The following is a 26,439-nucleotide window of genomic DNA, read 5'->3' as shown; positions in this document are numbered from 1 at the left end:
CATGAGCGACCTTCAGAAGCACGTGCAGACCGTGCTGGACGAGCTGACCGAGTCGGGTGCCGAGACCGGCCTGCAGGCGGCCGTATACGTGGACGGCGAGCTCGTCGTCGACGCCGTCTCCGGTGTCGCCGACCCGGAGACCGGCCGTCCGGTCACCTCCGACACCCCGTTCTGGAGCGCCTCCACCGGCAAGGGCGTCACGGCCACCGTCGTGCACACGCTGGTCGAGAAGGGCCTCTTCGACTACGACACCCGCATCGTCGAGCTGTGGCCCGAGTTCGGCGTGCACGGCAAGGAGAACGCGACGGTCGGACACGCCCTGACCCACTCGGCGGGCGTCCCGGGTCTGCCGGGCGACATCACTCCGGACGACCTGACCGACTGGGACAAGATGACGTCCATCGTCGCGTCCGCGGAGCCCTGGTGGGAGCCCGGCACGCAGACCGGCTACCACGCGGTCACCTTCGGCTACCTGCTCGGCGAGATCGTCCGCCGGGCGACCGGCAAGCCGATCTCGCAGGTGCTGCTCGAGGAGGTCTCCACCCCGCTCGGCATCGCGAAGGAGCTCTACCTCGGTGTCCCGCAGGACGAGCAGGGCCTGCTGGCCCGCCTGGAGGACGCGCCGATCGACCCCGCCGCGTTCGGTGACATGCCGGAGGACTTCCCGCTGCTCAAGGCGGCGCCGCCGGCCATCATGCCCAGCGCCTCCTACGGCAACCGCTCCGACATCCTCGCCTCCGACATTCCGGCCGGCGGCACGATGACCGCCCGCGGCGTCGCCAAGATGTACGCGGCTCTGCTGGGCGAGGTGGACGGGGTCCGTCTCGTCTCGCAGGAGCGCCTGGAGCAGATCAGCGCGGTGGCCGTCGCCGACCTCGACCAGGTCGTGTTCGCGCCGTCCCCGAAGGGCCTCGGCTACTTCCTCGGCCGCCCGGGCGGCGACCCCCAGCAGTCCCTGAACGTCTTCGGCGCTCAGGGCATGGGCGGCAGCGGCGCCTACGCCGACACCCGGACCAAGGTCGCCTTCGCCCTCACCAAGAACCGCTTCAACCCGACCGAGGCGAGTGCCTTCGAGCGCGTCAGCGAGATCGTCACCCAGGCCGTCGCCGGAGCCTGAACGGCCCCGTCGACAGAGAGGTATCCGTCATGACGAACGCAGCCCAGGCCGTCGCCGGGGCGAAGGCGGGACGACGCGAGTGGATCGGCCTCGGCGTCCTGGCCCTGCCGACCCTGCTGATCGCACTCGACATCGGCGTCCTGTTCCTCGCGCTGCCCCAGCTCAGCGATGACCTGGGCACCAGCGGCACCGAGCAGCTGTGGATCACCGACATCTACGGGTTCATGCTCGCCGGGTTCCTCATCACCATGGGAAACCTGGGTGACCGGATCGGGCGGCGCAAGCTGCTGCTGATCGGTGCCGCCGCGTTCGGCGCGGCGTCCCTGCTCGCCGCCTACGCGAGCAGCCCCGGCATGCTGATCGTGGCCCGTGCCCTGCTGGGCGTCGCCGGTGCCACGCTCAACCCCTCCACTCTCGCGCTGATCAGCAACATGTTCAGGAACGACCGGGAGCGCGGCCTCGCGATCTCGCTCTGGGCGACCTGCCAGTTCGGCGGCGCGGCCGTCGGCCCGCTGGTCGGTGGGCTGATGCTGGACCACTTCTGGTGGGGCTCGGTCTTCCTCCTCGGCGTCCCCGTGATGGTGGTGCTGCTGGTGGCCGGACCGCTGCTGCTCCCCGAGTACCGCACGGGCGGGTCGAGCGGACCGCTCGACCTGATCAGCGTGGCGCTGTCGCTGTTCGCGATCCTCCCGGTGATCTACGGCGTCAAGGAGCTCGCCGCCGGGGGCGCCCACAGCTCGGCCCCGACGGCGCTGCTGTCGCTGGCCGTCGGGCTCGGCGCGGGCGCGGTGTTCCTGCGCCGCCAGCGCACGCTCGCCGACCCGCTCGTGGACTTGAGGCTGTTCGGCAGGCCGGCCTTCTCCTTCGCGCTCGCGGGCATGGCCGTGGCCTCCGGCGCCTTCGCCGGCACCTCGTTCCTCACCAGCCAGTACATCGTGACCGTGGCGGAGCTGAGCCCGACCGCGGCGGGGCTCTGGCAGGCCCCGACGGGCGGTGGCATCGCCGCGGGCGTGCTGCTCGCCCCGCTGTTCCTGCGCTGGATGAAGCCGCTGACCGCGATGGTGGGCGGGCTGTGCGTCTCCTTCCTCGCGCTGCTCGCCCTCACCCAGGTCGGGGGCGACGGCTCGGTCTTCGGGGTCGTCGTCTGCATCGCGCTCGTCGCCTTCGGTGTCGGCCCGCTGTTCGCGCTCGGCACCGGGCTCGTGGTGGGCGCCGTTCCGGTGGAGAAGGCGGGCGCCGCGGCCTCGCTGTCCGAGAGCAGCAACGTGCTGGGCTCGACGCTCGGTCTCGCCTTCCTCGGCACCCTGGGCGCCGCGTTCTACCGGGACGGGATGACCGGGCAGGTCCCGGCCTCGCTGCCCGCCCCGCTGGCCGAGGCCGCCCAGGAGACCGTGGCCGGCGGCACCGCCGCCGCCCGCGAGCTGTCCGGCGGCGCCGCCCAGGACCTGGTGACGGCGTCCCGCGACGCCTTCACCAGCTCGCTGCACACGGTCAGCTGGGTCGCTTCCGCCGCGGTGGCCGCCGTGGCGGTCGCCGTCGCCTTCAAGCTCCGGGAGAAGGACCCGGCGGAGCGGTCCGGCACGCCGGAGCCGGCGGAGGCCACGGCCGAGGCCGTCGCGGAGCGCACCGGGGTCTGAGAACGGCACCCGAGGGGCGCGGCGCCGAGCGCGTCGCGCCCCTCCGGCATGCTCACTGACGGTACGTCAACTCCCTTGTGCGCACGGCTTCAAACAAGCACGCAAGGAGATGCGCGGTCTGTCCCCAGCCGCGACGATTCCGACGACCGGTCCGGTGCGCCCGTCACGACCGAAGACGCGCGTGCCGCCGAGACGCCGGGCAGCGCCCGGCGTCGCCCGCCCCGCCACCGCCGCCCGATTCTAGGAGGCATCACCATGACCGCAGCACCGAAGATCCTCGCCATCAACGGCTCCGAGCGGGACGGCAACACCGCGGACGTGCTCCGGCACGCGGCGGCGCACGCGCGCGCCCTCGGCGTCGAGTTCGAGGTCGTCGACCTGCGGAACATCCGGATGGAGCGGTGCGGCCCGTGCGGCGACTGCAACGATCGCACGATCGCCTGTGCCGTGGGCGACGACATCCCCTCCGTGGTGCGCAGGATGATCGAGGCCGACGGCATCGTCTTCGCCGCCCCGGTGCACGGCTTCGGCACGGCGAGCCTCATGCAGACCTTCATCGAGCGGGCCGGGGTCGGCTATCTGCGCTTCGACCGTCCGCTCAGCAACAAGGTCGCGGGCATCATCTCCGTCGCCCGCCGCTACAGCGCGGGCGAGGTGTGGGCCCAGCTGACCGTCAACGCCCTGCTCAACCGCATGATCCTGGTCGGCAGCGGCTTCCCGGCCACCGTGCACGCGCTGCACCGCGGCGACGCGGCCAAGGACGAGGAGGGGCTGCGCAACGTCGAGCGCCTGGTCGAGCGCATGTCCGACATGATCGGGCTGCTGCGTGAGCACCGCGAGCTGACCGGTCGTGACGCGCTGGCCGGCGGCGACCGCAACGAGCGGGTCGGCCTGCCGCTGAACGAGCCGGTGAACGCCGGATGAGCACCACCGCCCCGCTCTCCGCCGGTGACCCGGGCCTGCCCGCCTTCTGGGAGACGTACGAGCCGGTGCTGCGCGCCTTCCACGACGGCACCCTGACCGACGAGGACAGGGAGCGCTGGCGGACCGAGCGGCTGACCGCCGTCCTGCGGCACGTCACCTCGCGCTCGCCGTTCTACCGCCGTCACCTCGCCGGCGTGGACATCGACCGGGTCACCCCGGCCACCCTCGCCGAACTCCCCTTCACCACCAAGGACGACCTGCGCCGCGAGATGTACGACGTGCTCTCCGGCAGTCCGGCCGACGCCGCCGTCTTCTACGAGACGACCGGCACCACCGGGCCGTCCACGCCCTGCCCGCGCGGCGCCCGGGACATCGCCACCAGCAACGCGGCCGTGGAGGAGTCCTGGCGGCGCGTGCTGCGCGCGCGCTTCGGCGACCGGATGCCCGTCGTCGGGCTGATGGGGCCCTCGGAGCTGTACGCCTTCGGAGACGTGTTCACCTCGGTGACCGCCGCGCTGGGCGCCTGTCACGTCAAGATATGGCCGGAGTCCCCGCGCGTCGGCTTCCAGAAGGCGCTGCGCCTGATCGAGGACCTCGGCGTCGAGGTGATCGTCTGTGCCCCCGCGCTCTGTCTGAGCCTCGCCAAGGCCGCCCTGCACTACGGCTACGACCTGGCCCGGCTGCCGGTGAAGCTGTTCCTCGTGCTCGGCGAGATCTGTACCCCCGAGTTCGCCGCCAACGTCGCCACGGTGTGGCCGCACGCCCAGGTCCGGCCGACGCTGTACGGCTCCCAGGAGTCCCTGTGCATCGCGACCGGCGCTGACACCGGCCGGCTCCACCTGTCGCAGCCCAACTACCTCTTCGAGCTGGTCGACCCGGACACCGGGGAGTTCCTCGGCACCCGGGGCGAGGGCGAACTCGTACTGACGATGCTGGTCGACGGCATCAAGCCGCTGATCCGCTACCGCACCGGCGACCTGGTCCGGATCACGGAAGCGCCGCCCGGCGCCCCGCTGCCCGGCGACGTCGTCGAGGTCGTCGGCCGGGCCGCCGACCGCATCCGGCTCGGCCACGCCGTGCTCCAGCCCGCCGAACTCGAGACCGCGGTCCTGGACACGGTCTCCGGCTGCCTCGGCTACCAGGTCGTCATAGACCGCGACGAGGCGGGCGGCGACCGCGTCACCGTACGGCTCGACCTGCTGCCGGGCCACCCCGACCGGGACGGCACCACCGCCGGCGTCGCCGCCCGGCTGCGCGCGCTGACCGGTCTCGACGCGACGGTCGTCGTGGAGGACGAACTGGACCCGGTGACCCACACCGGCTCCTTCGTCAGCTGGAAGGCGGCGCGCGTGCTGGACGACCGAGGCCCGCTGGACACGTCGGTGCTGGTGGCGCGTCAGGTCGCTCACCGATACGCAATCACCACCTGAGCGGAGAGGACCCACCATGCCCGACCCCAGGCCGGAGCCCGCCGCGATCCGGGTGACCACTCGCCGTGAGGTCCTGCCGTCGTACCCGACGCTCCCGGTGCACCAGGCGCTCGCCCACCGCTTCGGCAAGGAGCAGGTCTACCTGCTCGAGTCGGCCGCGGGACCGGACCGCGACCGCAAGTACCAGTTCGTCGGCTTCGGCGAGCTGCTCTCGCTGTCCGTCACGGACGGCATCGTCGGCGTCGACGGCGAACCGTCCCTGCGCGAGGCGCTGCTGCGGCGGATCGCCCCGCTGCTCGACGAGACCGCCGGCGGCCTGCGGCTGCGCGCCCGGCGCGACCTGTGGCGGGTCCTGCGGGAGCTGCACGCGCTGTTCGACGCGGAGGGCTCGCCGACCCGGTTCCGCTTCGGCTTCCTCGGCTACTTCGGCTACGACACCGTCCGCTACATCGAGGACCTGCCGTACATCATCGACGAGCGCCCCCCGCTGCCCGACGTCCACCTGGTGCTGCACCAGGGCTGTGTGGTCATCGACCTCGACAGCGGCGAGGGGGAGCTCCTCCTGCACGAGTCCGACCACTGGCGGGCGTTCGACCCGGCCGAGGTGACGACGCTGCTCGCGCGGGCCGAGGAGGACCATCCGGTGCCCCCCGCCGGTCCCGTGCCGGCCTCGGCCGCCTCCGACGACACCGATCCCGACGCGTACCGCCGGGACGTCGAACGGGCCCTGAAGCACATCGCCGTCGGCGACATCTACCAGGTGCAGCTCGGCCACGAGCTGACCATCCGCAGCGCCGTCGATCCGATCGACGTCTACCAGCGGATGCGCACGCACAACGCCTCTCCGTACATGTACCTGGCGCACGTCCGGGGGCAGACCGTGCTCGGCGCGAGCCCCGAGCTGTTCGTCCGGGTCGAGGACGGCACCGTCACCATGCGTCCGATCGCCGGCACCGTCCCGCGCGACGGTGACGACGAGGCGGCGGGCGCCCGGATGCTGGCGGACGAGAAGGAGATCGCCGAGCACATCATGCTGGTGGACCTGTGCCGCAACGACATCGGCCGGATCTGCCGCGCGGACACCCTGGAGGTGCCCGACGAGCTGATCGTCGAGCGCTACTCCCACGTGCTGCACCTCGTCTCGACGGTGGTGGGCGAGGCCGAGCCGGACCGGGACACCTACGACATCATCGCCGCGCTGTTCCCGGCGGGCACGATGACCGGGACGCCGAAGATCCGGGCCATGGAGATCATCGAGCAGATCGAGCGCAGCCGCCGGGGTCTGTACGCGGGCGCGATCGGCGTGATCGACATCGGCGGCTACACCAACCTCGCCCTGTGCATTCGCACCCTGTTCCACGAGGACGGCATCTACCGTACGCGGGCCTCCGCCGGGGTGGTCGCCGACTCCGTTCCTGAGCGCGAATGGACCGAGACGCTAGCGAAGATGAGCGCCGCCTACTGGGCGGTGACCGGAAAGGGACTGCTGTGAGCGTGACCGCCCTGAACAGCGGCGCCGGGCGGCCGGGCCCCGGGCCCCGGGTCCTCGTCGTGGACGCCTTCGACAGCTTCGTCGACATCCTGCGGCAGTACCTGATGTCCGCCGGGGCCGAACCGGTCATGGTGCGGTCCCACACCATGAGCGAGCAGCAGGTGGCGGAGCTTCGGCCCGACGCGCTGCTGCTCGGCCCCGGCCCGGGCCATCCGGACATCAGCGGGCACGTGGAGCTGGTGCGCGCCTTCGCGGGCCGGCTGCCCATCCTGGGCGTCTGCCTCGGCCACCAGGCGATCGGGCGGGCCTACGGGGCGTCCGTGATCCCGGCGGAGCACCTGATGCACGGCAAGACCAGCCGGGTCAGCCATGACGGCCGCGGCCTCTTCGAGGACATGCCCGAGGGTTTCCGCGCCACCCGCTACCACTCGCTCGTGGTGGTCGAGGACACCCTGCCGCCGGTCCTGGAGGTGAGTGCGACCTCCGTCGACGACGGCTACGTCATGGGGCTCCGGCACCGGACGCTGCCGGTGGAGTCGGTGCAGTTCCACCCGGAGTCCATCCGGACGGAGGGCGGCATGCGCATGATCCACAACTTTGTGCGCGCGACCGCGGCGTTCCCGTCCTGGCAGGACCGCGGCGTCGCCGCGTGAGGCGCTACCGGCTCACCGGCTTCGACGGCCCGGGCTCCCTGCGCGAAGAGACGTGCGAGGTCCCCGAGCCCGGCCCGCGCGAGGTGCTGGTCCGCATGCGGGCCTGGTCCCTCAACCACCGTGACCTGCTGATCGCGCACGGACGCTACAGCCGTGACCTCGTGCCCGGCCTGGTACCGCTGTCGGACGGAGCGGGCGAGGTCGTCGAGACAGGATCGGAGGTCACCGCCTGGCGGCCGGGGGACGCGGTCGCCGGACTGTTCCTGCCCGACTGGCGCTCGGGGCGCCCCCGGGTCGACCGGGCGCTCGGCGGGTCCGTCGACGGGGTCCTCGCCGAGTACGTGGTCTTCGACGAGGAGGCGGTCGTCGCCGTCCCCGCCCATCTCGACTTCGCCGAGGCCGCCACCCTGCCGTGCGCCGCGCTCACCGCGTGGCAGGCGGTCGTGGAGATCGGCGGGCTGCACCCCGGCCAGACGGTGCTCACCCTGGGCAGCGGCGGCGTGTCGGTGTTCGCGCTGCAGTTCGCCGCGGCGGGCGGCGCGCGGGTGATCTCGACCTCCGGCAGCCCGGCCAAGCTGGAGCGGCTGCGCGAGCTGGGGGCGGCCGAGGTGATCGACCGCGTCCGGGAGCCCGAATGGGGCCTGCGCGCGGCCGGACTGTGCGACGGCGGCGTCGACCACGTCGTCGAGGTCGGCGGGGCGGGCACCATGCGCCAGTCGATCACGGCGGCCCGGGTCGGCGGCCGGATCAGTGTCATCGGCGTGCTCGGCGGCGGGGCCGGGATCAGCCCTGTTCCCCTGCTGCGCAAGGTGCTGTGCGTGCAGGGCGTCCAGGTCGGCAGCGCGGACATGTTCCGGGCCATGAACCGCGCCCTGGAACAGCAGCGCATCCGGCCGGTGATCGACCGGGAGTTCCCGTTCTCGGAGGCCGGGGCCGCGTTCCGGTACCTCGAGGCCGCCGGCCACATCGGCAAGGTGGTGATCACCGCCGACCCGCCCGGCCGCCCCCGGTGAGCACGCCAGGAGATGCGGGGGCGGGCGCGCGCCGACGAGGATCCGGGGGGACCACACCGGCGACGGAGGCGAAGTGGAGTACTGGAACCCCAAGGCAGAGACCATGCCGCGCCACGAGCTCGAGGCATGGCAGTGGCGCAGGCTACAACGGGCGCTCCACCACGCCCGCGCCCACTCGCCCTTCTGGCGTGACCGGCTGCCCGGCGACATCACCTCGATGGAGGACTACGCCCGGCGCGTACCCCTGCTGCACAAGGCGGACCTGCTCGCCGCCGAGCAGCAGGCTCCGCCGTACGGCACCTGGCCGTCCATCGACCCCGCGCGCGGCATCCGTCACCACCAGACCAGCGGCACCAGCGGCAATCCGCCGGTGCGCACCATCGACACGGCGGGCGACTGGACCTGGTCGACGGACACCTTCTGCACGGCGCTGTACGCGATGGGCGTGCGCCCGCACCACAAGGGCATGGTCGCCTTCGGATACGGCCTGTTCATGGGCTTCTGGGGGATGCACTACGGCCTCGAGCGGATGGGCTGCACGGTCGTCCCGGCCGGCGGCCTGGACTCGCGCACGCGGATCAAGCTCCTCGTGGACTACGGCATCGAGGTCGTCGGGCTCACCCCGAGCTATGCGATGCGCCTGATCGAGACGGCCCGCGAGATGGGCATCGACCTGGCGAAGGAGGCGAACGTCAAGATCATTCTGGCGGGCGCCGAGCCCCGGTCGAAGTTCACCACGCGCACCATCGAGGAGGCTTTCGGGGCTCGCGTCTTCAACGCCGCGGGCACCACCGAGTTCGGCGGCGTCTTCATGTTCGAGTGCCCGTCGCGCCGGGGCGCCTGCCACATCATCGAGCCCTCGACGATCGAGGAGGTGCTGCACCCCGAGACCAAGCTGCCCGTCGGCTACGGCGAGGAGGGGGTGCGGGTCACCACCGGCCTGTCCCGCGAGGGCATGCAGCTGTTCCGGCACTGGACCGAGGACGTGGTCGTCAAGCGGCCCGCCGCCGCCTGCGGCTGCGGCAGGACCTGGGACTTCTACGACGGCGGGATCATCCGGCGGGTCGACGACATGCGCAAGATCCGCGGGGTGTCGGTCACTCCGGTGATGATCGAGGACGTGGTCCGCGGCTTCGACGAGGTCAGCGAGTTCTCGACGTCCATCAGCTCGGTGCGCGGTCTGGACACGGTCTTCGTCCGGGTGGAGCCGCGCCACGTGCCGGGCGGCGACGTGACCACGCTGGCCCGGCGCATCGCCGAGGAGTTCAAACGGGAGATCGGGATACGGCCCGAGGTGGAGCTGGCCCCCGAGGGCGCTCTGCCCCGGCAGGAATGGAAGGCGGCGAGGCTCCGTGACGAACGCGCACTCGTTTCTCAGCCCTGAGCAGGAGGCGCAGCTGCTCGGCGCCTACACGGCCCTGAAGGAGCTGTCGGCCGACTGCCGGGTGCCCGCGGTGGGCGCCGCGGTGACCATGGCCCTGGCCGAACTGCGCACGGCCCTCGACGGCCAGGGCGTGGAGTTCGACTACTTCTCCACGGTCTGAGGTCCGCGGGGAGACCCGTACCGAGACCGTCCCGTCCCGCTGCGCCGCGGGCCGGTCCGCCGCCCCCGGGCGGTGTGCCGGCCCGCGTCCGCATGGGGTGGTCCCCGTGTCAAACCCCTCTCGCGAACACCGCACTTCTGAAGGTGCGGCGCCGCGGCGCCGACGCCAGCATGACTCGCGGCCCATCAGGTATCGACTTCCAAGGGAGCGCGAAACGTGGCATCTCGCAATGTCCGGACAGGCGCCGCCGAATCCCCCCAGAAGCGCAGGATCCCCGTCCTCGACGGTCTGCGCGGACTGTGCGCGGTCGCAGTCCTCGTCTATCACGTCGCCTACACGGCGGGCGTGAGCAACCACTTCGCGGACCCGCGCGACAACCTGTGGGGTTATCTCACCGAGGGCATGGGCGTCTTCCTGCCTCCCTTCTTCGTCCTGTCCGGCCTGATGCTCTACCGGCCCTTCGCCCGCCGCACGGTGACCGGCGAGGGCGCCACCCCGCGGGTCGCCTCCTTCTACTGGCGCCGCTTCGTGCGCATCGTTCCCGCGTTCTGGGCGCTGGTGCTCGCCTCGATCCTGCTCCTGGACTACGACAAGATCGACGGCGTCTGGTTCTTCCTGCGGCCGCTCCTGATGATCCACTTCTTCACCCGGGCCGAGTGGATCACGGGTATCGAGCCGACGTGGACCGTTCCCACCGAGATGCTCTTCTACCTGGCGCTGCCGGTCATCGCCTGGGCCATCCACAGGTTCGCCGTGCGCGGCACCACGCCGGCCCGGCGCGCCCGCCGGATGTTCGTCCCGCTCGTCGCCCTGGTCCTCATCGGCATGGCCTGGACCGCCTACTGCTTCCTGCCGTCCATGACGGCCGACGTCTGGTACCTGTCCTTCTGGCCCTTCGGCTACGTCGGCTACTTCGCCGGCGGCATGGCCCTGGCCGTGATGCTCTCCTACGCCGAGGTGGCGCCGCGCCGGCCGGCGCTGTTCCGCTGGGCCGCCAAGTGGCCGATGGGCTTCTGGCTGGTCGCCCTGATCGCCTACCTCGCCAACGTGCCGCACCCGTTCGGCGAGCCCGGCATGGGCGACTGGGGCGCCCTCACCCAGCAGATGGTGCTGCACACCCTGTTCTTCGTCTTCTCGATGTGCGTCGTGATCCCGCTGGTGGCCCCCGGCGCCCGCTCGAAGACCATGGACCTGGTCCTCGCGAACCGTCCGATGGCCTTCCTCGGCCGCATCTCGTACGGCATCTACCTGTGGCACGTGTTCTTCATCCACGTCGTGCTCCACAACGGCAGCATGTTCGGCAAGTCCGCCGTCAACTCGGGCATGCTGCGCGGCACCGTCGGCTTCGCCGAGATGGTGAGCCTGGTCCTGCTCGGCACCCTCGTCACCGCGCTGGCCAGCCACTACGTCATCGAGGAGCCGCTGAACAAGAAGCTGCGCGGCCTCTTCGACCGCCGCTCGAAGAACCGTGGGGACGAGGTGTCCGCATCCGGTCCGAAGGGCCCCGGGAGCGGCTCCCCGTCCTCGCCGGAGCAGGGCGTCCTGACCTCCGTCTGATCCACCGGCACGGCCCCGAGGGGTGCCCCCGCCGCCACGGCGGGGGCACCCCTCCGTCGTGCCCGCCGCACGGCCGCGCCGGCGGTACGACGAAGGGGTGGCCGGCTCCTTCAGGAGCCGGCCACCCCGGTGGTCCCGTGCGGGACTAGCCCTGGCGCAGCGGTCGGACGAAGGCGCGGACGTCCTCGACGAGCAGCGCGGGCTGCTCGAGGGCGGCGAAGTGGCCGCCCTTGTCGAACTCGGTCCAGTGGGTGAGCGTCGGCAGCAGCGGGTCCGCCCAGCGGCGGATCGGCAGCGCGGCGTCCTCGGGGAAGACGGCCACGCCGACCGGCGCCTCCAGCGGCCAGGGGCCGCCCCAGGTGCGGACGAAGGCCTCGTCGCCGTGCGCGGACTCGTAGTAGAGCTGGGCGCTGGAGCCGGCGGTGCCGGTGAACCAGTAGAGCGAGACGTTGGTGAGCAGGTGCTCGCGGCTGACCGCGTCCTCCGGAACCTTGTCCGCGGCGGTCCACTCCTTGAACTTCTCGACGATCCAGGCGAGCTGGCCGACCGGCGAGTCGGTGAGCCCGTACGAGAGGGTCTGCGGCCGGGTCGACTGGATGCGCTGCCAGCCCATCCCGTCCTGCTGGAAGCGCCCGGCGAACTCCAGGCGGCCCAGGTCGGTGGCGTCCAGGCCCTCGAAGGCGGCCGGGTCCTGCGGCGGGAAGGTGACGAACATGTTCACGTGGACGCCGGCGACGTGCTCCGGGTCGGCGAGACCCAGCTCCAGGGAGATCGGCATGCCCCAGTCGCCGCCCTGCACGAAGTAGCGGTCGTAGCCGAGGCGGCCCATCAGCTCGGCCCAGGCGCGGGCCACCCGGCGGGTGTCCCAGCCGGCCGCGCGGGTGGGGCCGGAGAAGGCGTAGCCGGGGATCGAGGGGATGACCACGTGGAAGGCGTCGGCCGGGTCCCCGCCGTGCGCGGCCGGGTCGGTGAGCGGGCCGATCACGTCGAGGAACTCGGCGACGGAGCCCGGCCAGCCGTGCGTGATGATCAGCGGCTTCGCGGTCGGCTCCGGCGAGGTGACGTGCAGGAAGTGGACGTCGGTGCCGTCGATCTCGGTGATGAACTGCGGGTACTGGTTCAGCCTGGCCTCGGCGGCGCGCCAGTCGAAGCCGGAGCGCCAGTACTCGGCGAGCTCCTTGAGGTACGCGACCGGGACGCCGCGCGACCAGTCGGCGTCCGGGATCTCGCCCTCGGGCCAGCGGGTGCGCGCGAGGCGCTCGTTCAGGTCGTCGATGTCGGCCTGGGGGATCTCGATGCGGAAGGGGCGCATGGCAGCCTCTCGTGGTGCGCGTGCCGGAACGGGCGAAGTGGGCTTCAGCGGGTGGCGGCCTGAGGCTGCCGGCGCGGTGCGGTGGTGGCGGGGCCGGTGCGCCGGGCGGCGCGGGAGGCCCGCAGGACGCGCAGCATGAGGCGCGGGCGCATCAGCGCCTGCGGCGGGTCGACGAGGCCGGCGACGCGGATGAACGCGTTGCTCAGCTCCGGGTCGTGCTCGGCGGCGGCCTGGAGGCGCGCGACGTAGGCGTTGGCCATCCTGACCTTGAGCGTGCGGCGCCCGGAGACACCCGGGTAGCCGAGGTCGGAACCGGCGGCCAGCTCCCAGGGCGCCTTGACGGCGGCCGCGACGTCCTTGAAGTACGCGGCGGGCTTCCGGCCGCGGGGTGCGGCCAGGTGCCGGCGCAGCGCCAGCGACTCCAGCGCGGCCACCGTCATGCCCTGGGCGTAGACCGGGTTGAAGCTCGCCACGGCGTCGCCCATCACGAGCAGTCCGTCGGGGAACCGGGTCAGGCGCTCGTAGTGGCGCCAGACGCTCGCCGGATAGCGGAACTTGACCGGGTCGTCGACGGGCTCGGCGTCGGCCACGGCGTCGTACAGGTGCGGGACGGGCAGTGAGCGCATGAACGTCTCGAAGCCCTCGGGATCCGTCGGGGCGTGGTCGCCCAGGATGCCGGTGAGCGACAGCTCGTAGATGTCGCCGTCGCCGGGCAGCCGGTAGAACAGGCCGCCGCGGGGGTGTTCGGGGGTCGCGGCCGGGATGATGGCCTGGGCGTCGCCGAGCGGGTCGTGGTCCAGGCGGTAGTGGCGCGTGGTGTAGGCGAGGTCGATCTCGACCCGCTCCTCCTCCGGGCCCGGGTAGCCGAGCTCGGCGAGCCAGACCGGGGTGCGCGAGCCGCGGCCCGTGGTGTCGACGACGAGGTCGGCCTCCAGTTCCTGCGGCTCGCCGCCCGCGTGGCGCGGCTGGACCCGGGCGCCGGTGACCCGGGTCCGGTCGGCGGTGGTGCTGAGCCCGAGGATGTCGTGCTCCTCCAGGAAGCGGACGTTGGGCAGCTGCTGCACCCGACGGCGCACCTGCTCCTCGAGGACCGGGCGGCCCGCGGGAACGGAGACCAGACCGGTGTCGGCGGGGGCGATGCGCCGGCCGTTGAAGTACCAGTGGCAGGCGTGGCCGAAGTCGTCCGGGGGGGCACCGGCGGCCGCGAGGTCGTCGGTGAGCCCCGGGAAGTGCTCCTCCAGGATCTGCTGGCCACGGGCCACCAGACCGTGGGCGTGCCGCCCGTGCGGCACACCGCGCCGCGGTCCCGAGACGCCGACGAGCCGGTCGCGGTCGACCAGCAGGACCTCCGCGTAGGTGTCGGCGAGCACGCGGGCGGCGAGCAGTCCCGCCATGCTGCCGCCGAGCACCACCGCCCGGTGTGCGGCTGTGTGGGCCACCGTGTTCTCCTTCTTCGGGCCGGCGTGGGTCACGGGGTGTTGCGGGGGGTGTTCTGGTAGGCGGCGAGGAGCCACTCGCCGTCCTGCTTGGTCAGCACCCAGATGGCGCGGACCTGGCGCTCGGCGGCCGGCTCGGTCTCGCCGGGGGCGAGGACGCCGCCCTGGGTGATGACGACGGCGTTGTCGGGCGAGAGGAACTTGACGGCGAGCGGCGTGCCGGTGACCTGGGTGCCCTTGTACGGTCCGGCGAACGCCTGCGTCATGAAGCCGGCGATGCGCTCGCGGCCGGTCTCGTACACGCCGGGCAGCACCATGGTGCCGTCCTCGGTGAAGACGTCGCCGAAGGCGGCGCCGTCGTGCGCGGCCCAGGCGGCGACGATGCGCTGCGGCACGGCGGCGACGGCGGCGGTGTCCTCGGCGAGGGCCGTGGCGGTGGTCGTGGCGGTCATGGGGATCTCCCTGTGTTTCGTCGGGGTGGGGACGGGTGCGGGCCGCCGCGGGCGCGGCGGCGTCGACCGGTCAGGAGGGCAGTGCGACGGAGAGCGCGTGGCGGAAGACGTTCCGCGGGTCGTAGCGCTTCTTCACCCGCTGCAGGCGCGGGTAGTTCTCCTTGTAGTAGAGGACGGGCCAGCCGGTGCCGGAGGTGTTCCAGGCCGGGTCGGCGAGGTCCACGTCCGGGTAGCTGATGTACGAACCGTCGTTGACGTCGCCCGGCTCGGGGACGCCGCCGGTCTCGGCGTACACGTCCTGGTAGAAGCGGCGCACCCAGGCGATGTGCAGCTCGTCCTCCTCCGGCGCGGTCCACGCGCCCGCGGAGTAGGACGCCTTGAGGACGGAGTCGCGCTGGGGGACGGCGGTGGCGTCGGGGGCGACCGCGTTGACCTGGCCGCCGAAGCCGGTGAGCACCAGACAGGCCATCGGGTTGTCGTAGCCGGGGTCGGTCAGGTGGCGGTGCACGGCGGCGAGCTGGTGGTCGGTGAAGCCCGCGCGCAGGTATCCGGCCTTGTTCTTGTACCGGCCGCGCGGGTCGCTGGGCCAGCTGTAGGAGGGCATCCAGGTGTCCATCCAGGACACCACCTGCTCCTCGACGTGTGCCGGTGCGGCGCCGCCGGGGCCGGTGAGCGCGGCCAGCTGCTCGGCCATCAGCTCGGCGGCGCCGGGCACGTCGTCGTCGACGACGGAGTTGAGGACGAACGATCCGGCGGAGCGGTGCAGGACGATCAGGTTGCTCCAGAGGTGGCGTCCCGGGGAGTCCGGCGCGCTGTTCTTCTCGTGCCAGTCGGTGTAGGCGCGCAGCAGCGCCGTGAAGCCCTGCTCGTCCAGGGTGTCCCAGGACCAGACGACGTCGGCGCGGCGGATCCGGCGCGGGGCGCGGGGCAGGGCGTGTTCGGGGGCGGTCGGCCGGGGGCCGGGGGAGCGCAGCCAGAAGCGGGTGACGACGCCGAAGTTGCCGCCTCCGCCTCCGGTGTGGGCCCACCACAGGTCGTGGTGCGGATCGTCCGGCTCGCGGGTGGCGGTGATCGCCCGGGCCCGGCCGGTCTCGTCGACGGTGACGACCTCGACGGCGTACAGGTGGTCGACGACCAGGCCGTCGCGGCGGGAGAGGTGTCCGTAGCCACCGCCGCAGATGTGGCCGCCGACGCCGACCTCGAAGCAGGTTCCGGCCGGGACGGTCACGCCCCAGCGGTCGTGCAACTCCCGGTAGAGGTGGTCGAGGCGGGTGCCGCCGCCGACGGCGAAGGCCGCCGTCCGTTCGTCGTAGGAGACGGCGGACAGCGGCGAGAGGTCGATGAGGACCTGGATGTCGGGCGAGGCGGTGAAGTCCTCGAAGCAGTGACCGCCGCTACGGACCGCGATCCGGCGACCGGTGTCGACGGCGTCCTGGACGGCGTCGACGACGTCCTGGGTGGTGGCGGCGAGGCGGACCGCCTCGGGACGCCCGGTGAAGCGGTGGTTGTACCCCTCCACCAGACCGGGGTACCGGTCGTCCTGCGGGGTGACGGTCACCCCGCGGCTCTCTTCCGACATGGACGGCTCCTCCTGCGGCGGTCGTGCCCAGAGCCTGTCCGGCGGATCACGGCCGGGTCATCTCCTGGTTTGCGGAGTTGCCGGGGACCGGGTCCCAGTCGTCGGTCAACTGCCGTTCCAGGGCGCTTTCCACGGGAGTCGGGGGAAGCGCGGTCAGCCGTTCCGGGTGTCCGGGGGGCGGACCTTGCAGGGTGGTGCCGTGGTCGAGCGGTGCGGTCGGGGTCGTCACGCCGATCCACACCCAGCCGTAATCGGACAATGACCAGTAGGCGGTGGTGAAGAGACGCCCGGCCAGCCGCAGGGCGGGGGCGGGCAGACGCAGCACGCCGCCGCGTCGCGGCTCGGGCGGGGGCGAAGACGTGGAGACGGTCACCCCGCGACCGTCACACCCGGCCCGCGGCCGACGCATCTCTCGGTGTGCGCACGTCTCCGGTGCCGTCCAGGGCCGCCTGGCCGCGCCTGCCCTCCTCCAGGGTGAGGGCGAGTTCGAGCGGCGCCGAATCGTCGCCCTCCCGCAGGATCGCGGCGGCCCGGGTGAGCTGCCCGGCGATCCGGTCCAGGACGTCGGCGACCGGTCCGGCGTTGTGGGCGAGAACGTCTCCCCACACCCACGGGTCGCCGCCGGCCGTGCGAACCGTGTCGCGCAGGCTCTGCTCGGCGAGGCCGAGGAAGGCCAGGGAGCTGTCGGCGAAGCGGCTGGAGAGGACGGCCGCCACCAGGTGCGGGGCGTGCGACAGCTCGGCGGCGACCCGGTCGTGGATCTGCGGGGAGAGGTCGAGGCGCTGCGCGCCGCAGGCCTCGATCAGCGCGTCGAGCGTCCGCAGCGCCCACTCGGGGGTGGTCTCGTACGGGCACAGGGCCCAGACGCGGCCGGTGAAGCGGGTGGCGCCGGCGCCGGCCCGGCCGGGGGCGTCGGGTCCGGCCAACGGATGTCCGGGCACGTATCCCTTGAGGTCACAGCCGCGCAGTTCGGCGTCGGAGCTGATGACGTCCTTGGCTCCGGCGGTGTCGGTGTAGACGTGCCCGAGGCCCTGGCTCTGCGCGCGGTACAGGACGTCGACGACGGCGGACGGCGGGGTGGCGACGACGACCAGGTCGGCGGGCGGGCGCTCGGGGGTCCAGGCGGTTCCGGCGCCGAGCGCCACGGCCTCGGCGGTGGCGCGGGGGTCGTCGTCGAGGAGGGTGACCTCGACGCCCGCGCCGGTGAGGGCGAGGGCCACGGAGGTGCCGGTGGTGCCACAGCCGATGACGACGGCGGTGCGCAGCGTGGCGGTGGTCATGGGAACTCCTGGCGGCGGGGACGGAGGATGGGCGGGCCGGTGCCTGGTGGGCCTCGGGGCGGGGCGGTCGGGGTGCGGCGGGGGGCCGCCCGTCGTGCGGTCATGTCCGCTCAGTGCTCGCAGTGGGCGTGGGCGAACTGGCCGGGGGCGCGGCCTTCGCCGGCCGGGCCGCGGTAGGCCTGGGCGATGTCGAGCCACCGGTCGGCCTCTGCGCCGGTGGCGACCAGGGCCAGGTCGTCGCGGTGGCGGCGGCGGGTGACGAGCAGGCAGAAGTCCTCGGCGGGGCCGGTGATCTTGTCGGCGGCGTCCTCGGGGCCGTACGCCCAGAGCTCGCCGTTGGGGGCGGTGACCTCGATGCGGAAGTGCTCGGTGGGCGGGGTCAGACCGCGGGAGAGGTAGCCGAAGTCCCGGGTGAGGAAGGCGAAGAAGACCAGGTGGCGCAGGCGCTCGGTGGCCTCGCGGCGCACGCCGAGGGCGTCGGCGATGTCCTGGCCGTGGCCGAAGATCTCCATGATTCCGGCGGAGGCGAGGACGGCCGCGGGAAGCGGGTTGACCAGCCACGGCACGACCTGGCCCTCGGGGACGGCGGCGAGGGCGTCGACGGAGTTCTGGCCGAGGGCGCGGAAGCGGGCGAGGAGCTGGGCGGGCGGGAAGCCGTTGAACTGCTTGAGGGCGGCGTTGACGGCGCCGTCGAAGTCGCCCGCGGCACCGGCGGCGAGCTTGGCGAAGCCGTCGGGGTCGGAGGCGGCGGTGCCGGCCAGGTGGAAGATGAAGGTGAGGTGGGCGATCTGGTCGGCGATGCTCCAGCCGGGGGCGGGGGTCGCGGTGTGCCAGGCCTGCTCGTCCAGTCCCTCGACGAGGCGGGCGGTCTCCTCGATCTCGATGGCGAGGGCCTTCAGGACGTCGTTCGTGGCGGTCATGGTGGTGTCTCCTCGGACGGGAAGTGAAAGGGAAGGGCGGTACGGGGTACGGCGGGGGCGTGGGTTCAGTGGGCGGTGACCGCGGGGCGGGGCGCCCTGCCGGGTGCGGGGAGCCGGGTGCCGATGTCGACGGCGGCGGTGAGCGCCGCCCAGGAGGCGAGCTCGACCAGCTCGCGGTCGCCGGGGTGCGCGGCGCGGAAGTCGGCGAGGTCCGTGCCGGTGATCTGGTGGGGGTTGAGGGCGATCAGCAGGGCGAGTCGCCCGGTGGGCAGGTGGGCCTCGGCGAGCGGGGCCGTCGCCTCGGCGAGCCAGCTGCGGCTGGGGCCGGGCACGGCGCCGTCGTACGAGGCGAGGACGGTGTGGAGCAGTTCGCGGACGGCTTCGGGGATCCAGCGCTCGGCGGCGTGGTCGACGGAGGCGACGGCCCGGCCGAGGGCCTCGGCGATGGTGGGGCTGGTCTTCGCCCAGTCGAGTCCGGCGGGCAGCGGGGCGGCGGGCAGCAGTCCCAGGGCGGCACCGGGTGTCACCGGTGTGCCGCGGTCGGCCCGCATGGCACGGGCGACCAGGCGCATCACCGGTCCGCGGCCGGCTGCGGGGGCCGCGTCGGGGACGGGCGAGTCCGGCAGGAAGAGCCGGACCATCCGGTTGAGGTAGTGGAACGTGACGGCGGTGCCGAGGATCTCGGGGGCGTCGGCCGCGTCGAACGGCGGCCGCTCCTGCCGCTGCCGTGCGGTGGTGGCGTCCATCGCCCAGACGGCGAGCGGCCGGTGGGTGTCGGTGCCGGGCAGGGTGGCCCGCTTGGCCTCGTGGACCTCGACGCAGTAGGAGCAGTCGTTGGCCCGTGACACCCCGGCGGCGACGGCTTCCTTGGCGGCCCGGGAGACCCGGCCTTCGGCGAGGAGGGTCTCCCGCAGCAGCAGCCAGGAGGCGGCGAGCGTCTGCGGAGCCGGGGAGTGCAGGGCCAGCGGCGGAGCGACGACGCCGAAGTCGCGGTGGGCCTGGGCGTAGACCTCGGCGACGGTGTCCTCGGCCCGGGCGGGCGGGACGGCCGCGATGTGCCGGATCTGCCGGAGCGAGCCCTTCAGCATGAGTCGTACGAGCGGTCGCATCGCCGCCTCCTTCTGCGCTTCCGGGTTGCGTGGTGCAACCCACTGGTCATGTGGTCGGTTCTTTGAAGCAACTCACTGGCCGGCGAAAGCCGTCCACAGGGATCACACGGTGACCAGGCGCTTCTGCTTCAGCAGCGGCAGTACGCCGTTGCGTCCGCTCTTGTAGCCGGTGGGGGCCGGGGCGCCGTAGGTGACCGCGACTCCCCTGGCCTGGGCGGCGGCCACGATGTGCGGCACCGCGCGCTCGGCGAGGGCGGCGATGGTCATCGCCGGGTTGACGGTCAGGGCGCCGGGGACGGCGGAACCGTCGGTGACGAAGATTCCGGAGTGGCCGCGCAGTTCGTTGGTGTCGTCGAGGGCGGAGGTGGCCGGGTCGTCGCCCATCCGGCAGGAGGCCAGCGGGTGGACGGTGTAGGCGCCGACCAGGTCGTTGGTCCACGGCATCACCTTGGCGAGGCCGTCCTTCTCCAGGATCTCCTTCACGTCGGCGTCGGCCTGGTTCCAGCCGTTCCAGGTGTTCTCGGTCGGCTTGTAGGAGAGGTTGCCGCGGCCGAGCATCTGCTGCGAGATGCGCATCGAGTTGCCGGTGGCGGGCGGCGGGCCGAAGACGCCCTCGTTGTCGTCCTCCGTCATGCAGAAGATGGTCAGCCAGGACTTCCAGTGCTTGAGGATCTCCTTCTTCTCCCTGCCGAACCAGGTCGGTCCGGAGGCGTCCGGCACCTGGGCCAGGATGGTGCCGAGACCGGGCGGGAAGTAGAGCTGCTCCAGGGAGTAGCGGGAGTACTCGGGCAGCGAGCCGTCGAGCTTGTCCCAGCTGGCGACGGTCGGGCCCTTGCCGATCGCGTTGGCGCCGTACGGGAGGTTGCCGTCGCCGCGGGTCAGGCCGAGGATCTCGGCGGCCTTGTCCTCGTTGATGATGGCCGTGTTGAGGCGCTCGCCGTTGCCGGAGAAGTAGCGGCCGACCGCGTGCGGCATGGTGCCGAGGTGGGACTCGCTCCGCTGCAGGATGACCGGGGTGGCGCCCGCGCCCGCCGCCATCACGACGATCTTGGCCTCGATGACGCCGGAGCCGGTCTGCAGCCGGTAGTCCTCGTCGTCGACGATGTTGTAGTGGACCCGGTAGTCGCCCTCGGGGGTCCGCGTCAGGTGCTGCACCTCGTGCAGCGGGCGGATCTCGGCGCCGTGGGCGAGCGCGGCCGGGAGGTAGTTGACGGTGAGGGACTGCTTCGCCTCGAAGCGGCAGCCGGCCATCATGAAGTTGCAGTTGACGCACTTGGAGTTGTCGATCGCGGCGGCGAGCGGGTTGGCGGTGCGCCCGGCGTGGTCGCAGGCCGCGGCCCACAGGCCCCCCGCGTAGGAGGCGTCCTCCCAGCCCTGCTTGCTGACCGAGAGGGACTCCTCGATCCGGTCGTACCAGGGGTCGAGGGTGTCCCGGCTGACCGCCTTCGGCCACATCCGGCGGCCGATGCCGCCGTGCCGGTCGAAGACGAACTTCGGTGCCCGCGGCATGGCCGCGAAGTACACCACGCTGCCGCCGCCGACGCAGTTGCCGCCGAGCACGCTCATGCCGTCGCCGACGACGAAGTCGAAGATCCGGGTGTAGGAGGAGCCGAGCTTGTAGTCGTGCTCGAACTCGTCGCTCTTCAGCCAGGGACCGCGCTCGAGGACGGTGACCTTCGCACCGCCGGCGGCCAGGTGGTAGGCGGCGATCGCCCCGCCGAAACCGCTCCCGATGACCAGGACGTCGGTCTTCTCGATCGTGGTGCTCATGCTGGGCTCCCGGAGAGGGTCGTGGCGGGGTGGAGGTCGGCGAGCTGCCGGCCGTAACCGGCTTCCTGGAAGCGCCACAGTCCGTCGGCGTCCGGGGCGGTGATGCCCATGGCGGTGAGGCCCGGGTGACCGGCGGCGAGCGCGTCGTCGGTGTGCAGGTGGGCGGCGGAGTCGAAGGCCATGTTGCAGAAGAGGGAGAGCAGCACCCAGAAGTCCTTCTCCGGGTGGCCTATGGCGGTGAGCTCGACGATCAGGGCGACCCGGTCGTCGTAGCCGAGGGCCACGAAGGGCGGGACGTCGGTGTCGAGGGTCAGACCGGTCCTGGCCGCGTAGACCACGGCGTGCTCGTTGACGAGCCTGGCCAGGTCCTCCAGGCCGTCGTGGATGCCGGTGGCGTCCCAGCGCAGGAGGTCGAGCGCGCCGCTGGTGACGGCGCCGCCGCCGGTGCTGACGCCGGCGATCGCCCGGTCCCCGGGCCAGCGCTTCTCGCCCGGGACGATGGTGTCCGCGTATGCCTCGAGGGTCGAGGTGGCTTCTTCCCCGATGTCGACCCTTCGCTCGGGGATTCTCCGTGCTCGGTGCAACTCGTCCTCCGGTGGGTGGGGTTCCTGGTGGCGTGAGAAGAAAGCTAGAAGCACCGAGTCTTTTCAAACAACCAACTCGATCCGCGTTCGCCCGAACGCCAGTCCTCTGATGCAACTAACCGGAGTCGCATTGTCTCCGCGCCGGCTCTCCGAAAAAAAGAGGTCGTTCGCTATGGTCATCCCGAATGCACATTCCTCCGCGGTGGTCCGGGCTTTTTCCATGGAGTTTCGGGGACGGCCGGACACGCCTCGATCTCGCCGGAAGGGAAAGGGGAGAGGTGAACCGCGACGGAAGAACTCTGACGCTGCCGGCCCACTTCACCCACCGGCTGCCGATCGAGGCTTTGCTGCCGGCCGACTCGCCCCGCCTGAAGGGCCTGGACGAGGAGCACGTGCGGCGCCTGGCCGACATCTACGCCTCGCTGCCGCCGGTCCTCGTGCACCGGGCCACGCTGCGCGTGGTCGACGGCATGCACCGGGTGGCGGCCGCGGCGCACCAGGGGCTCACCTCGGTGGAGGTGCAGTACTTCGACGGCGCTGACGAAGAAGCGTTCCTTCGCTCGGTGACCGCCAACATCACCCACGGTCTCCCCCTCTCCGTGGCGGACCGCAAGGCGGCGGCCGAGCGCATCCTGCGCTCCCGGCCCGAACTGTCGGACCGGTCCGTCGCCTCCTGCACCGGCCTCGACGCCAAGACGGTCGCCGCGATCCGTCCCCGTTCGACCGCGGACAATCCGCGTTCGAACATCCGTATCGGCGCCGACGGCCGGATCCATCCGCTGGACCGCACGGCCGAGCGACTGCGCGCCGCCGAGCTCATGACCCGACGCCCCGACCTCCCGCTGCGGGCCATCGTCAAGGAGACCGGGCTCTCCCTCGGCACCGCGCACGACGTGCGCCGACGACTGCTGCGCGGCGAGGCCCCGGTGCCCGAGGGCCGCCGGCCCGCGGCCGCCCGCCGCGCCACCGCGGCACTCGCCGGGTCCACCGCACCCGCCGCACCCGCCGACTCCGAGCCGCCCACCCGACAGCCCCGCGCCGGCCGCTCCCCCGCGCCGCCCGTCACGACGACCGCCCTCGCCCCGACGGCCGCCACCGGCGGTTCCCGCGGCTCGATGGAGCTGCTGCGGCGGCTCGCCGGCGACCCGTCGCTGCGGCACTCGGAGTCCGGACGGCACTTCCTGCGCTGGTTGCACACCCACGTCATGGTCGACGAGGCCTGGCGGCGGCAGGTCGCCGCCGTACCCCCGCACTGCACGGACACCGTCGCGGAACTGGCCCTCCAGTGCTCCCAGGTGTGGAAGAGGTTCGCCGAGGACCTCGCCCGGCGGCGGCTGACCGACGCCGCCCCCGATCCGTCACGTCACGCGGCTTCCGCCTCTCGGCAGGGAGCATGATTCAACGACAGGGAGAAACGGTGACCACCACCGCCATCGAAGCCGCTGTCCTCCGGGTGATCGATGAGATGCACGCGAATCTCGGCCAGGAACTCACGATCGACGACATGGCTCGCACCGCCATGTTCAGCAAGTTCCATTTCACCCGGGTTTTCCGGGACGTGACGGGTACGTCCCCCGGGCGCTTTCTCTCCGCCCTGCGACTCCAGGAGGCGAAGCGCCTCCTGCTCGAAACCGAATTCAGCGTGGCCGACATCAGCAGCCAGGTCGGATACAGCAGCGTCGGAACCTTCAGTTCCCGTTTCAAGTCATGTGTCGGCGTCTCACCGAGCATGTTCCGGGAATTGGGCGGATTCACGTCGGAGATCGGGACCGCCACGGCCGAGGCGACGACCGTGCACAGTGCGCTGCGCGGGCGGGTGCACCTGCCGGCGGACCGGGAGCCCGGCCACTGCTTCGTGGGGCTCTTCCCCACGCCCGTACCGCAGGGGCAGCCGGTGCGCTGCGTCGTCCTGGACGGCCCCGGCTCCTTCGAGCTGCGCGACGTACCGGCCGGCACCTGGCACGTGCTCGTGCACTCCGTCCCGTACGGCCTCGAGCACATGCCGTCCGGTACCGGCGACGCGGATCTCGTCTCGGTCGGCAGCTACGGCCCGGTGACCGTGCGCGAGGGCACCCTGCTGATGCCCGCCGAGATCACGCTGCGCCCGCTGGACGCGCTCGATCCGCCGATCCTGATGGCCCTGCTGGACCTGCGCACCGACGCGCTCGACCGCATCGCGGGCTGACCCCCGGGCCCGTACCCCCGCTGCGGGACACGACGGAGGGCCGGCCACGAAGAATCGTGGCCGGCCCTCTCGCCGTGTCCCGCAGCGGGCGCGTGCGCTCAGTCCACCGGGCGGACCGTCATCGGCAGTCCCCCGCGCATCCGCAGCGACATCATCGGCTCCGCGACGCCCTCGTGCCCCGGCACCACGGCCAGGTCGAGGTCCCGGGTGACGAGCGCGGTGACGAACACCGCCTCCATCATCCCGAGGTTGCTGCCGACGCAGAACCGCGGTCCCGCCCCGAACGGGATGTACGCGTACCGCGGCCGGTTCGCCACCCGGGACGGGTCGAAGCGGCCCGGGTCGAAGCGCTCCGGGTCGTCCCACAGGTCCGGGTGCCGGTGCATCGTGTAGGGGCAGACCAGCACGTCGGCCCCGGCGGAGACGGTGAACCCGCCGACCTCGTCGGCCGCCTGGGCGATCCGGGGCAGGATCCACACCGGCGGATAGAGCCGCATGGCCTCCTGCACCACCTGCGTCGTGTACGCCAGCTTGTGCAGGTCCTCGGCGTCCGGCAGCCGGCCCCCCGCGAGCACCGCCCTGGCCTCCTCGCGCACCAGGTCCCGCACGTGCGGGTGGCGGGCGAGGAGCAGCAGCGTCCAGCCGAGCGTGCTGGCCGTCGTCTCGTGCCCCGCGAGCAGCAGCGTGACCAGCTCCTCCTGGAGCAGCCTGCGCCCGGCGGCCGGGTCCGGGTGGGCGCGGGCGGCGAGGATCATGCGGGCGAACGCGTCGTCCGCGCCGTCGTCCTCGCTCATCCGCGCGCCCCGGTCGGCGACCAGTTCGTCGACGGTCCGGGTCAGCTCGCGGCGGGCGGCGCGGAAGCGGCGCTGGGTGCCGAACGGCACCCAGGTCGGCACCAGGCCCTGCGTGACCATGTCGAACATGGCCTGGTCCTGCACGGCCTCGAAGGCGTGCGCGATGCCGTCGTGTCCCTCCATGGAGGTGTCCATCAGGGTCCGGCCGAGCACCCCGAGGGTGAGCCCGGTGACCTCCTGGAGGACGTCGACCGGCGTGTCTCCCGCGCGGCCGCGCAGGAGCTCCACGAGCCGTCCGGACTCCTCGGCCACCGCGCCGGCCTGGGCGGCGATCCGCCCCGGCTTGAACGCGGGCTGCACGGTGCGGCGCTGCTTGCGCCACAGCTCGCCCTCGCTGGTGAGCAGCCCGTCACCGAGCACCTTGCGGGACTCCACCAGGCCGATGCCCTTGTGGTAGTTGGCCGCGTTGTCGGCGAGGACGTGCTTGGCGTAGTCGGGCCGGTTGAAGATGTAGAGCTTCTTCGGGCCCATGTTCACACGAACGGCGTCGGCCAGCTCGGCCGCCTCCCGCATCATGCCCAGCCGGTCGACCGCCAGCTTGCGCAGCAGCCCCGGCAGCGCCCAGAACGGTGGGCCGGGGGGGTGCGCGCTCATCGGTGGCCCCCCGGCTGCCGCGGCACGACCTGCCGGAAACGGCCGCCGTGGAACACCAGCGGCTCGCGGCCGGGCAGTTCGTCCAGGGCGAGCACCCGCCCGATGTGGATGGTGTGGTCGCCGCCGTCGTACGCGCGCCAGCGGGCGCACTCGAAACGGGCCGCCGCCCCCGCGATCACGGGGGCGGCGGTGGCCGGTCCGGGCAGCCAGTCGACGGCGTCGAACTGGGCCGCGCCGAGCGGCCGGGAGCGGTCGGCGAAGTGCCGGGCCACGTCCTCCTGGCCGGCGCCGAGCACCGACACCGCGAAGGTGTCGGCCTCGGCGAGGACCCGGTTCATGACGGCGTCGTTGCCCACGCACAGCAGCACGAGGGCCGGGTCCAGCGACACCGACGTGAAGGAGTTGGCGGTCATGCCGCGCGGGGTCGCGCCGCCGACCGTCACGACGGTGACGCCCGTCGCGAAGGACCCCAGGGCCCGCCGCAGCCGCGCGGGGTCGCCGGTGACGGCGTCCCGCGGCGGCGCGGCGGTCAGGGTGCTCATGCGGCCCGCCCGGCCAGCGCCCGGTTCTGGGTGCTGTACGGCTCCAGGGCACGGGCGAGGCCGTCCGGGATCCGCGAGGGCACCGTGTTGGTGTTCGGGCCGCGCATGCACGCGATCCGCTGTCGGCCGCGCGCGATCAGCACCTCGGCCCCCCCGGTCACCTTGACGTAGTCGAAGGTGAACTCCAGCTGCGTCTGGCCCAGTTCGGACAGGCGCATCCGGATGGACAGCTCGTCGAAGGCGGTGATCTCCGCGAAGAACTCGCAGTCCACCTTCAGCGTGAACAGCTTGAGGTCGGCCTGGACCTCGGCGAGCACGTCCGGCGCCTTCTGCTGCAGGAACAGCTCGCGGCAGCGGCCCTGCCAGCGGAGGTAGTTCACGTAGTACACGTTGCCGACGAGGTTGGTCTCCTCGAAGCCGACCGTGTGCCGGTACTCGAAGTAGTCGTCCGCCAT

Annotated in this window: 25 protein-coding genes; 12 read left to right on the top strand and 13 right to left on the bottom strand. The window is 72.5% G+C overall.

The genetic code is table 11. The features are described 5' to 3' along the window. The first annotated feature begins 1 nt into the window (after window position 1). From ACF1ED_RS33125 to ACF1ED_RS33080, 10 genes are all read left to right on the top strand, one after another. Window positions 2-1,117 carry a serine hydrolase domain-containing protein gene (locus tag ACF1ED_RS33125; protein WP_391766853.1) on the top strand — a complete coding sequence of 372 codons (1,116 nt, stop codon included), beginning with the start codon at window positions 2-4 and terminating at the stop codon, window positions 1,115-1,117. Window positions 1,118-1,146: 29 nt separating this feature from the next. Next, window positions 1,147-2,754, top strand: coding sequence for an MFS transporter (locus ACF1ED_RS33120; protein WP_391766851.1), 1,608 nt, complete (start codon window positions 1,147-1,149; stop codon window positions 2,752-2,754). A 255-nt stretch (window positions 2,755-3,009) separates the two neighbouring features. Then, window positions 3,010-3,678 (top strand): flavodoxin family protein, encoded by a 669-nt coding sequence (locus ACF1ED_RS33115; protein WP_391766849.1) that lies wholly within the window; start codon window positions 3,010-3,012, stop codon window positions 3,676-3,678. After that, window positions 3,675-5,108, top strand: a complete 1,434-nt coding sequence (locus ACF1ED_RS33110) for a phenylacetate--CoA ligase family protein (RefSeq protein WP_391766847.1) — start codon at window positions 3,675-3,677, stop codon at window positions 5,106-5,108. The genes ACF1ED_RS33115 and ACF1ED_RS33110 overlap by 4 nt, the downstream gene beginning before the upstream one ends. 16 nt (window positions 5,109-5,124) lie before the next feature. Further along, window positions 5,125-6,600 carry an anthranilate synthase component I family protein gene (locus ACF1ED_RS33105; RefSeq protein WP_391766845.1) on the top strand — a complete coding sequence of 492 codons (1,476 nt, stop codon included), beginning with the start codon at window positions 5,125-5,127 and terminating at the stop codon, window positions 6,598-6,600. Beyond that, window positions 6,597-7,253, top strand: a complete 657-nt coding sequence (locus ACF1ED_RS33100) for an anthranilate synthase component II (RefSeq protein WP_391766843.1) — start codon at window positions 6,597-6,599, stop codon at window positions 7,251-7,253. Before ACF1ED_RS33105 ends, ACF1ED_RS33100 begins: the two co-directional genes overlap by 4 nt. Then, window positions 7,250-8,266, top strand: coding sequence for an NAD(P)-dependent alcohol dehydrogenase (locus tag ACF1ED_RS33095; RefSeq protein ID WP_391766841.1), 1,017 nt, complete (start codon window positions 7,250-7,252; stop codon window positions 8,264-8,266). The genes ACF1ED_RS33100 and ACF1ED_RS33095 overlap by 4 nt, the downstream gene beginning before the upstream one ends. A 73-nt stretch (window positions 8,267-8,339) precedes the next feature. Continuing rightward, entirely contained in the window at window positions 8,340-9,650 is a 1,311-nt protein-coding gene (locus ACF1ED_RS33090; RefSeq protein WP_391766839.1) for a phenylacetate--CoA ligase family protein, read from the top strand. Further along, complete coding sequence (locus tag ACF1ED_RS33085) at window positions 9,619-9,810, top strand: DUF6052 family protein (protein WP_391766837.1); 192 nt, start codon at window positions 9,619-9,621, stop codon at window positions 9,808-9,810. Before ACF1ED_RS33090 ends, ACF1ED_RS33085 begins: the two co-directional genes overlap by 32 nt. A gap of 216 nt (window positions 9,811-10,026) precedes the next feature. Beyond that, window positions 10,027-11,367, top strand: coding sequence for an acyltransferase family protein (locus ACF1ED_RS33080; protein WP_391766835.1), 1,341 nt, complete (start codon window positions 10,027-10,029; stop codon window positions 11,365-11,367). 145 nt (window positions 11,368-11,512) lie between these two features. Here the strand turns inward: ACF1ED_RS33080 and ACF1ED_RS33075 are convergent, their stop codons facing one another. From ACF1ED_RS33075 to ACF1ED_RS33030, 10 genes are all read right to left on the bottom strand, one after another. Beyond that, window positions 11,513-12,679, bottom strand: coding sequence for an epoxide hydrolase family protein (locus ACF1ED_RS33075; RefSeq protein WP_391766833.1), 1,167 nt, complete (start codon window positions 12,677-12,679; stop codon window positions 11,513-11,515). A gap of 44 nt (window positions 12,680-12,723) precedes the next feature. Then, window positions 12,724-14,118: an FAD-dependent oxidoreductase gene (locus ACF1ED_RS33070; protein WP_391766831.1), complete on the bottom strand. Its 1,395-nt coding sequence runs from the start codon at window positions 14,116-14,118 to the stop codon at window positions 12,724-12,726. A 29-nt stretch (window positions 14,119-14,147) separates the two neighbouring features. After that, on the bottom strand, window positions 14,148-14,567 hold the full coding sequence (locus tag ACF1ED_RS33065; protein WP_391766829.1) for an SgcJ/EcaC family oxidoreductase: 420 nt from the start codon (window positions 14,565-14,567) through the stop codon (window positions 14,148-14,150). A 70-nt stretch (window positions 14,568-14,637) separates the two neighbouring features. Then, the gene (locus ACF1ED_RS33060; RefSeq protein WP_391766827.1) at window positions 14,638-16,146 is read right to left on the bottom strand and encodes an FAD-binding oxidoreductase; all 1,509 of its coding nucleotides are present in this window, start codon (window positions 16,144-16,146) and stop codon (window positions 14,638-14,640) included. 46 nt (window positions 16,147-16,192) lie between these two features. After that, complete coding sequence (locus tag ACF1ED_RS33055) at window positions 16,193-16,519, bottom strand: DUF6059 family protein (protein WP_391766825.1); 327 nt, start codon at window positions 16,517-16,519, stop codon at window positions 16,193-16,195. 10 nt (window positions 16,520-16,529) lie between these two features. Next, entirely contained in the window at window positions 16,530-17,426 is an 897-nt protein-coding gene (locus ACF1ED_RS33050; RefSeq protein ID WP_391766823.1) for a prephenate dehydrogenase/arogenate dehydrogenase family protein, read from the bottom strand. A 110-nt stretch (window positions 17,427-17,536) separates the two neighbouring features. Then, on the bottom strand, window positions 17,537-18,346 hold the full coding sequence (locus ACF1ED_RS33045; RefSeq protein WP_200428878.1) for a TIGR03084 family metal-binding protein: 810 nt from the start codon (window positions 18,344-18,346) through the stop codon (window positions 17,537-17,539). Window positions 18,347-18,411: 65 nt separating this feature from the next. Next, complete coding sequence (locus ACF1ED_RS33040; protein WP_391766821.1) at window positions 18,412-19,455, bottom strand: carboxymuconolactone decarboxylase family protein; 1,044 nt, start codon at window positions 19,453-19,455, stop codon at window positions 18,412-18,414. Between the two features lie 102 nt (window positions 19,456-19,557). Further along, entirely contained in the window at window positions 19,558-21,225 is a 1,668-nt protein-coding gene (locus tag ACF1ED_RS33035; protein ID WP_391766819.1) for an FAD-dependent oxidoreductase, read from the bottom strand. Beyond that, entirely contained in the window at window positions 21,222-21,809 is a 588-nt protein-coding gene (locus ACF1ED_RS33030) for a DUF5987 family protein (RefSeq protein ID WP_391766817.1), read from the bottom strand. Before ACF1ED_RS33030 ends, ACF1ED_RS33035 begins: the two co-directional genes overlap by 4 nt. 278 nt (window positions 21,810-22,087) lie before the next feature. Here ACF1ED_RS33030 and ACF1ED_RS33025 point away from each other — a divergent pair, with 278 nt between their 5' ends. Continuing rightward, window positions 22,088-23,206 carry a transcriptional regulator gene (locus ACF1ED_RS33025; protein WP_391766815.1) on the top strand — a complete coding sequence of 373 codons (1,119 nt, stop codon included), beginning with the start codon at window positions 22,088-22,090 and terminating at the stop codon, window positions 23,204-23,206. Window positions 23,207-23,226: 20 nt separating this feature from the next. Further along, entirely contained in the window at window positions 23,227-23,994 is a 768-nt protein-coding gene (locus tag ACF1ED_RS33020) for a helix-turn-helix domain-containing protein (RefSeq protein ID WP_391766813.1), read from the top strand. 98 nt (window positions 23,995-24,092) lie between these two features. On the opposite strand, the gene ACF1ED_RS33015 is transcribed toward ACF1ED_RS33020, so the two are convergent. Genes ACF1ED_RS33015 through ACF1ED_RS33005 form a run of 3 tightly spaced genes read right to left on the bottom strand, consistent with a single transcriptional unit; the run spans window position 24,093 to window position 26,439 of the window. Beyond that, window positions 24,093-25,442: a cytochrome P450 gene (locus ACF1ED_RS33015; protein ID WP_391766811.1), complete on the bottom strand. Its 1,350-nt coding sequence runs from the start codon at window positions 25,440-25,442 to the stop codon at window positions 24,093-24,095. Beyond that, window positions 25,439-25,984, bottom strand: coding sequence for a flavin reductase family protein (locus tag ACF1ED_RS33010; protein WP_391766809.1), 546 nt, complete (start codon window positions 25,982-25,984; stop codon window positions 25,439-25,441). The genes ACF1ED_RS33015 and ACF1ED_RS33010 overlap by 4 nt, the downstream gene beginning before the upstream one ends. After that, window positions 25,981-26,439, bottom strand: coding sequence for an acyl-CoA thioesterase (locus ACF1ED_RS33005; RefSeq protein WP_384882116.1), 459 nt, complete (start codon window positions 26,437-26,439; stop codon window positions 25,981-25,983). The genes ACF1ED_RS33010 and ACF1ED_RS33005 overlap by 4 nt, the downstream gene beginning before the upstream one ends.

Origin of the sequence: Streptomyces sp. NPDC014656 (genome assembly GCF_043084305.1) — a bacterium.
In the GTDB taxonomy this organism is placed as follows: Bacteria; Actinomycetota; Actinomycetes; order Streptomycetales; family Streptomycetaceae; genus Streptomyces.
The sequence above is the reverse complement of the archived record's forward strand: the minus strand, read 5'-3'. Positions and strand labels throughout refer to the sequence as shown.

Coding starts and splice junctions, on each gene's coding strand:
- ACF1ED_RS33045 (WP_200428878.1), bottom strand. CDS start 18,346: ATGACCGCCACGAACGACGTCCTGAAGGCCCTCGCCATCGAGATCGAG.
- ACF1ED_RS33005 (WP_384882116.1), bottom strand. CDS start 26,439: ATGGCGGACGACTACTTCGAGTACCGGCACACGGTCGGCTTCGAGGAG.
- ACF1ED_RS33035 (WP_391766819.1), bottom strand. CDS start 21,225: ATGAGCACCACGATCGAGAAGACCGACGTCCTGGTCATCGGGAGCGGT.
- ACF1ED_RS33040 (WP_391766821.1), bottom strand. CDS start 19,455: ATGCGACCGCTCGTACGACTCATGCTGAAGGGCTCGCTCCGGCAGATC.
- ACF1ED_RS33075 (WP_391766833.1), bottom strand. CDS start 12,679: ATGCGCCCCTTCCGCATCGAGATCCCCCAGGCCGACATCGACGACCTG.
- ACF1ED_RS33065 (WP_391766829.1), bottom strand. CDS start 14,567: ATGACCGCCACGACCACCGCCACGGCCCTCGCCGAGGACACCGCCGCC.
- ACF1ED_RS33125 (WP_391766853.1), top strand. CDS start 2: ATGAGCGACCTTCAGAAGCACGTGCAGACCGTGCTGGACGAGCTGACC.
- ACF1ED_RS33010 (WP_391766809.1), bottom strand. CDS start 25,984: ATGAGCACCCTGACCGCCGCGCCGCCGCGGGACGCCGTCACCGGCGAC.
- ACF1ED_RS33050 (WP_391766823.1), bottom strand. CDS start 17,426: ATGACCACCGCCACGCTGCGCACCGCCGTCGTCATCGGCTGTGGCACC.
- ACF1ED_RS33115 (WP_391766849.1), top strand. CDS start 3,010: ATGACCGCAGCACCGAAGATCCTCGCCATCAACGGCTCCGAGCGGGAC.
- ACF1ED_RS33110 (WP_391766847.1), top strand. CDS start 3,675: ATGAGCACCACCGCCCCGCTCTCCGCCGGTGACCCGGGCCTGCCCGCC.
- ACF1ED_RS33060 (WP_391766827.1), bottom strand. CDS start 16,146: ATGTCGGAAGAGAGCCGCGGGGTGACCGTCACCCCGCAGGACGACCGG.
- ACF1ED_RS33015 (WP_391766811.1), bottom strand. CDS start 25,442: ATGAGCGCGCACCCCCCCGGCCCACCGTTCTGGGCGCTGCCGGGGCTG.
- ACF1ED_RS33120 (WP_391766851.1), top strand. CDS start 1,147: ATGACGAACGCAGCCCAGGCCGTCGCCGGGGCGAAGGCGGGACGACGC.
- ACF1ED_RS33105 (WP_391766845.1), top strand. CDS start 5,125: ATGCCCGACCCCAGGCCGGAGCCCGCCGCGATCCGGGTGACCACTCGC.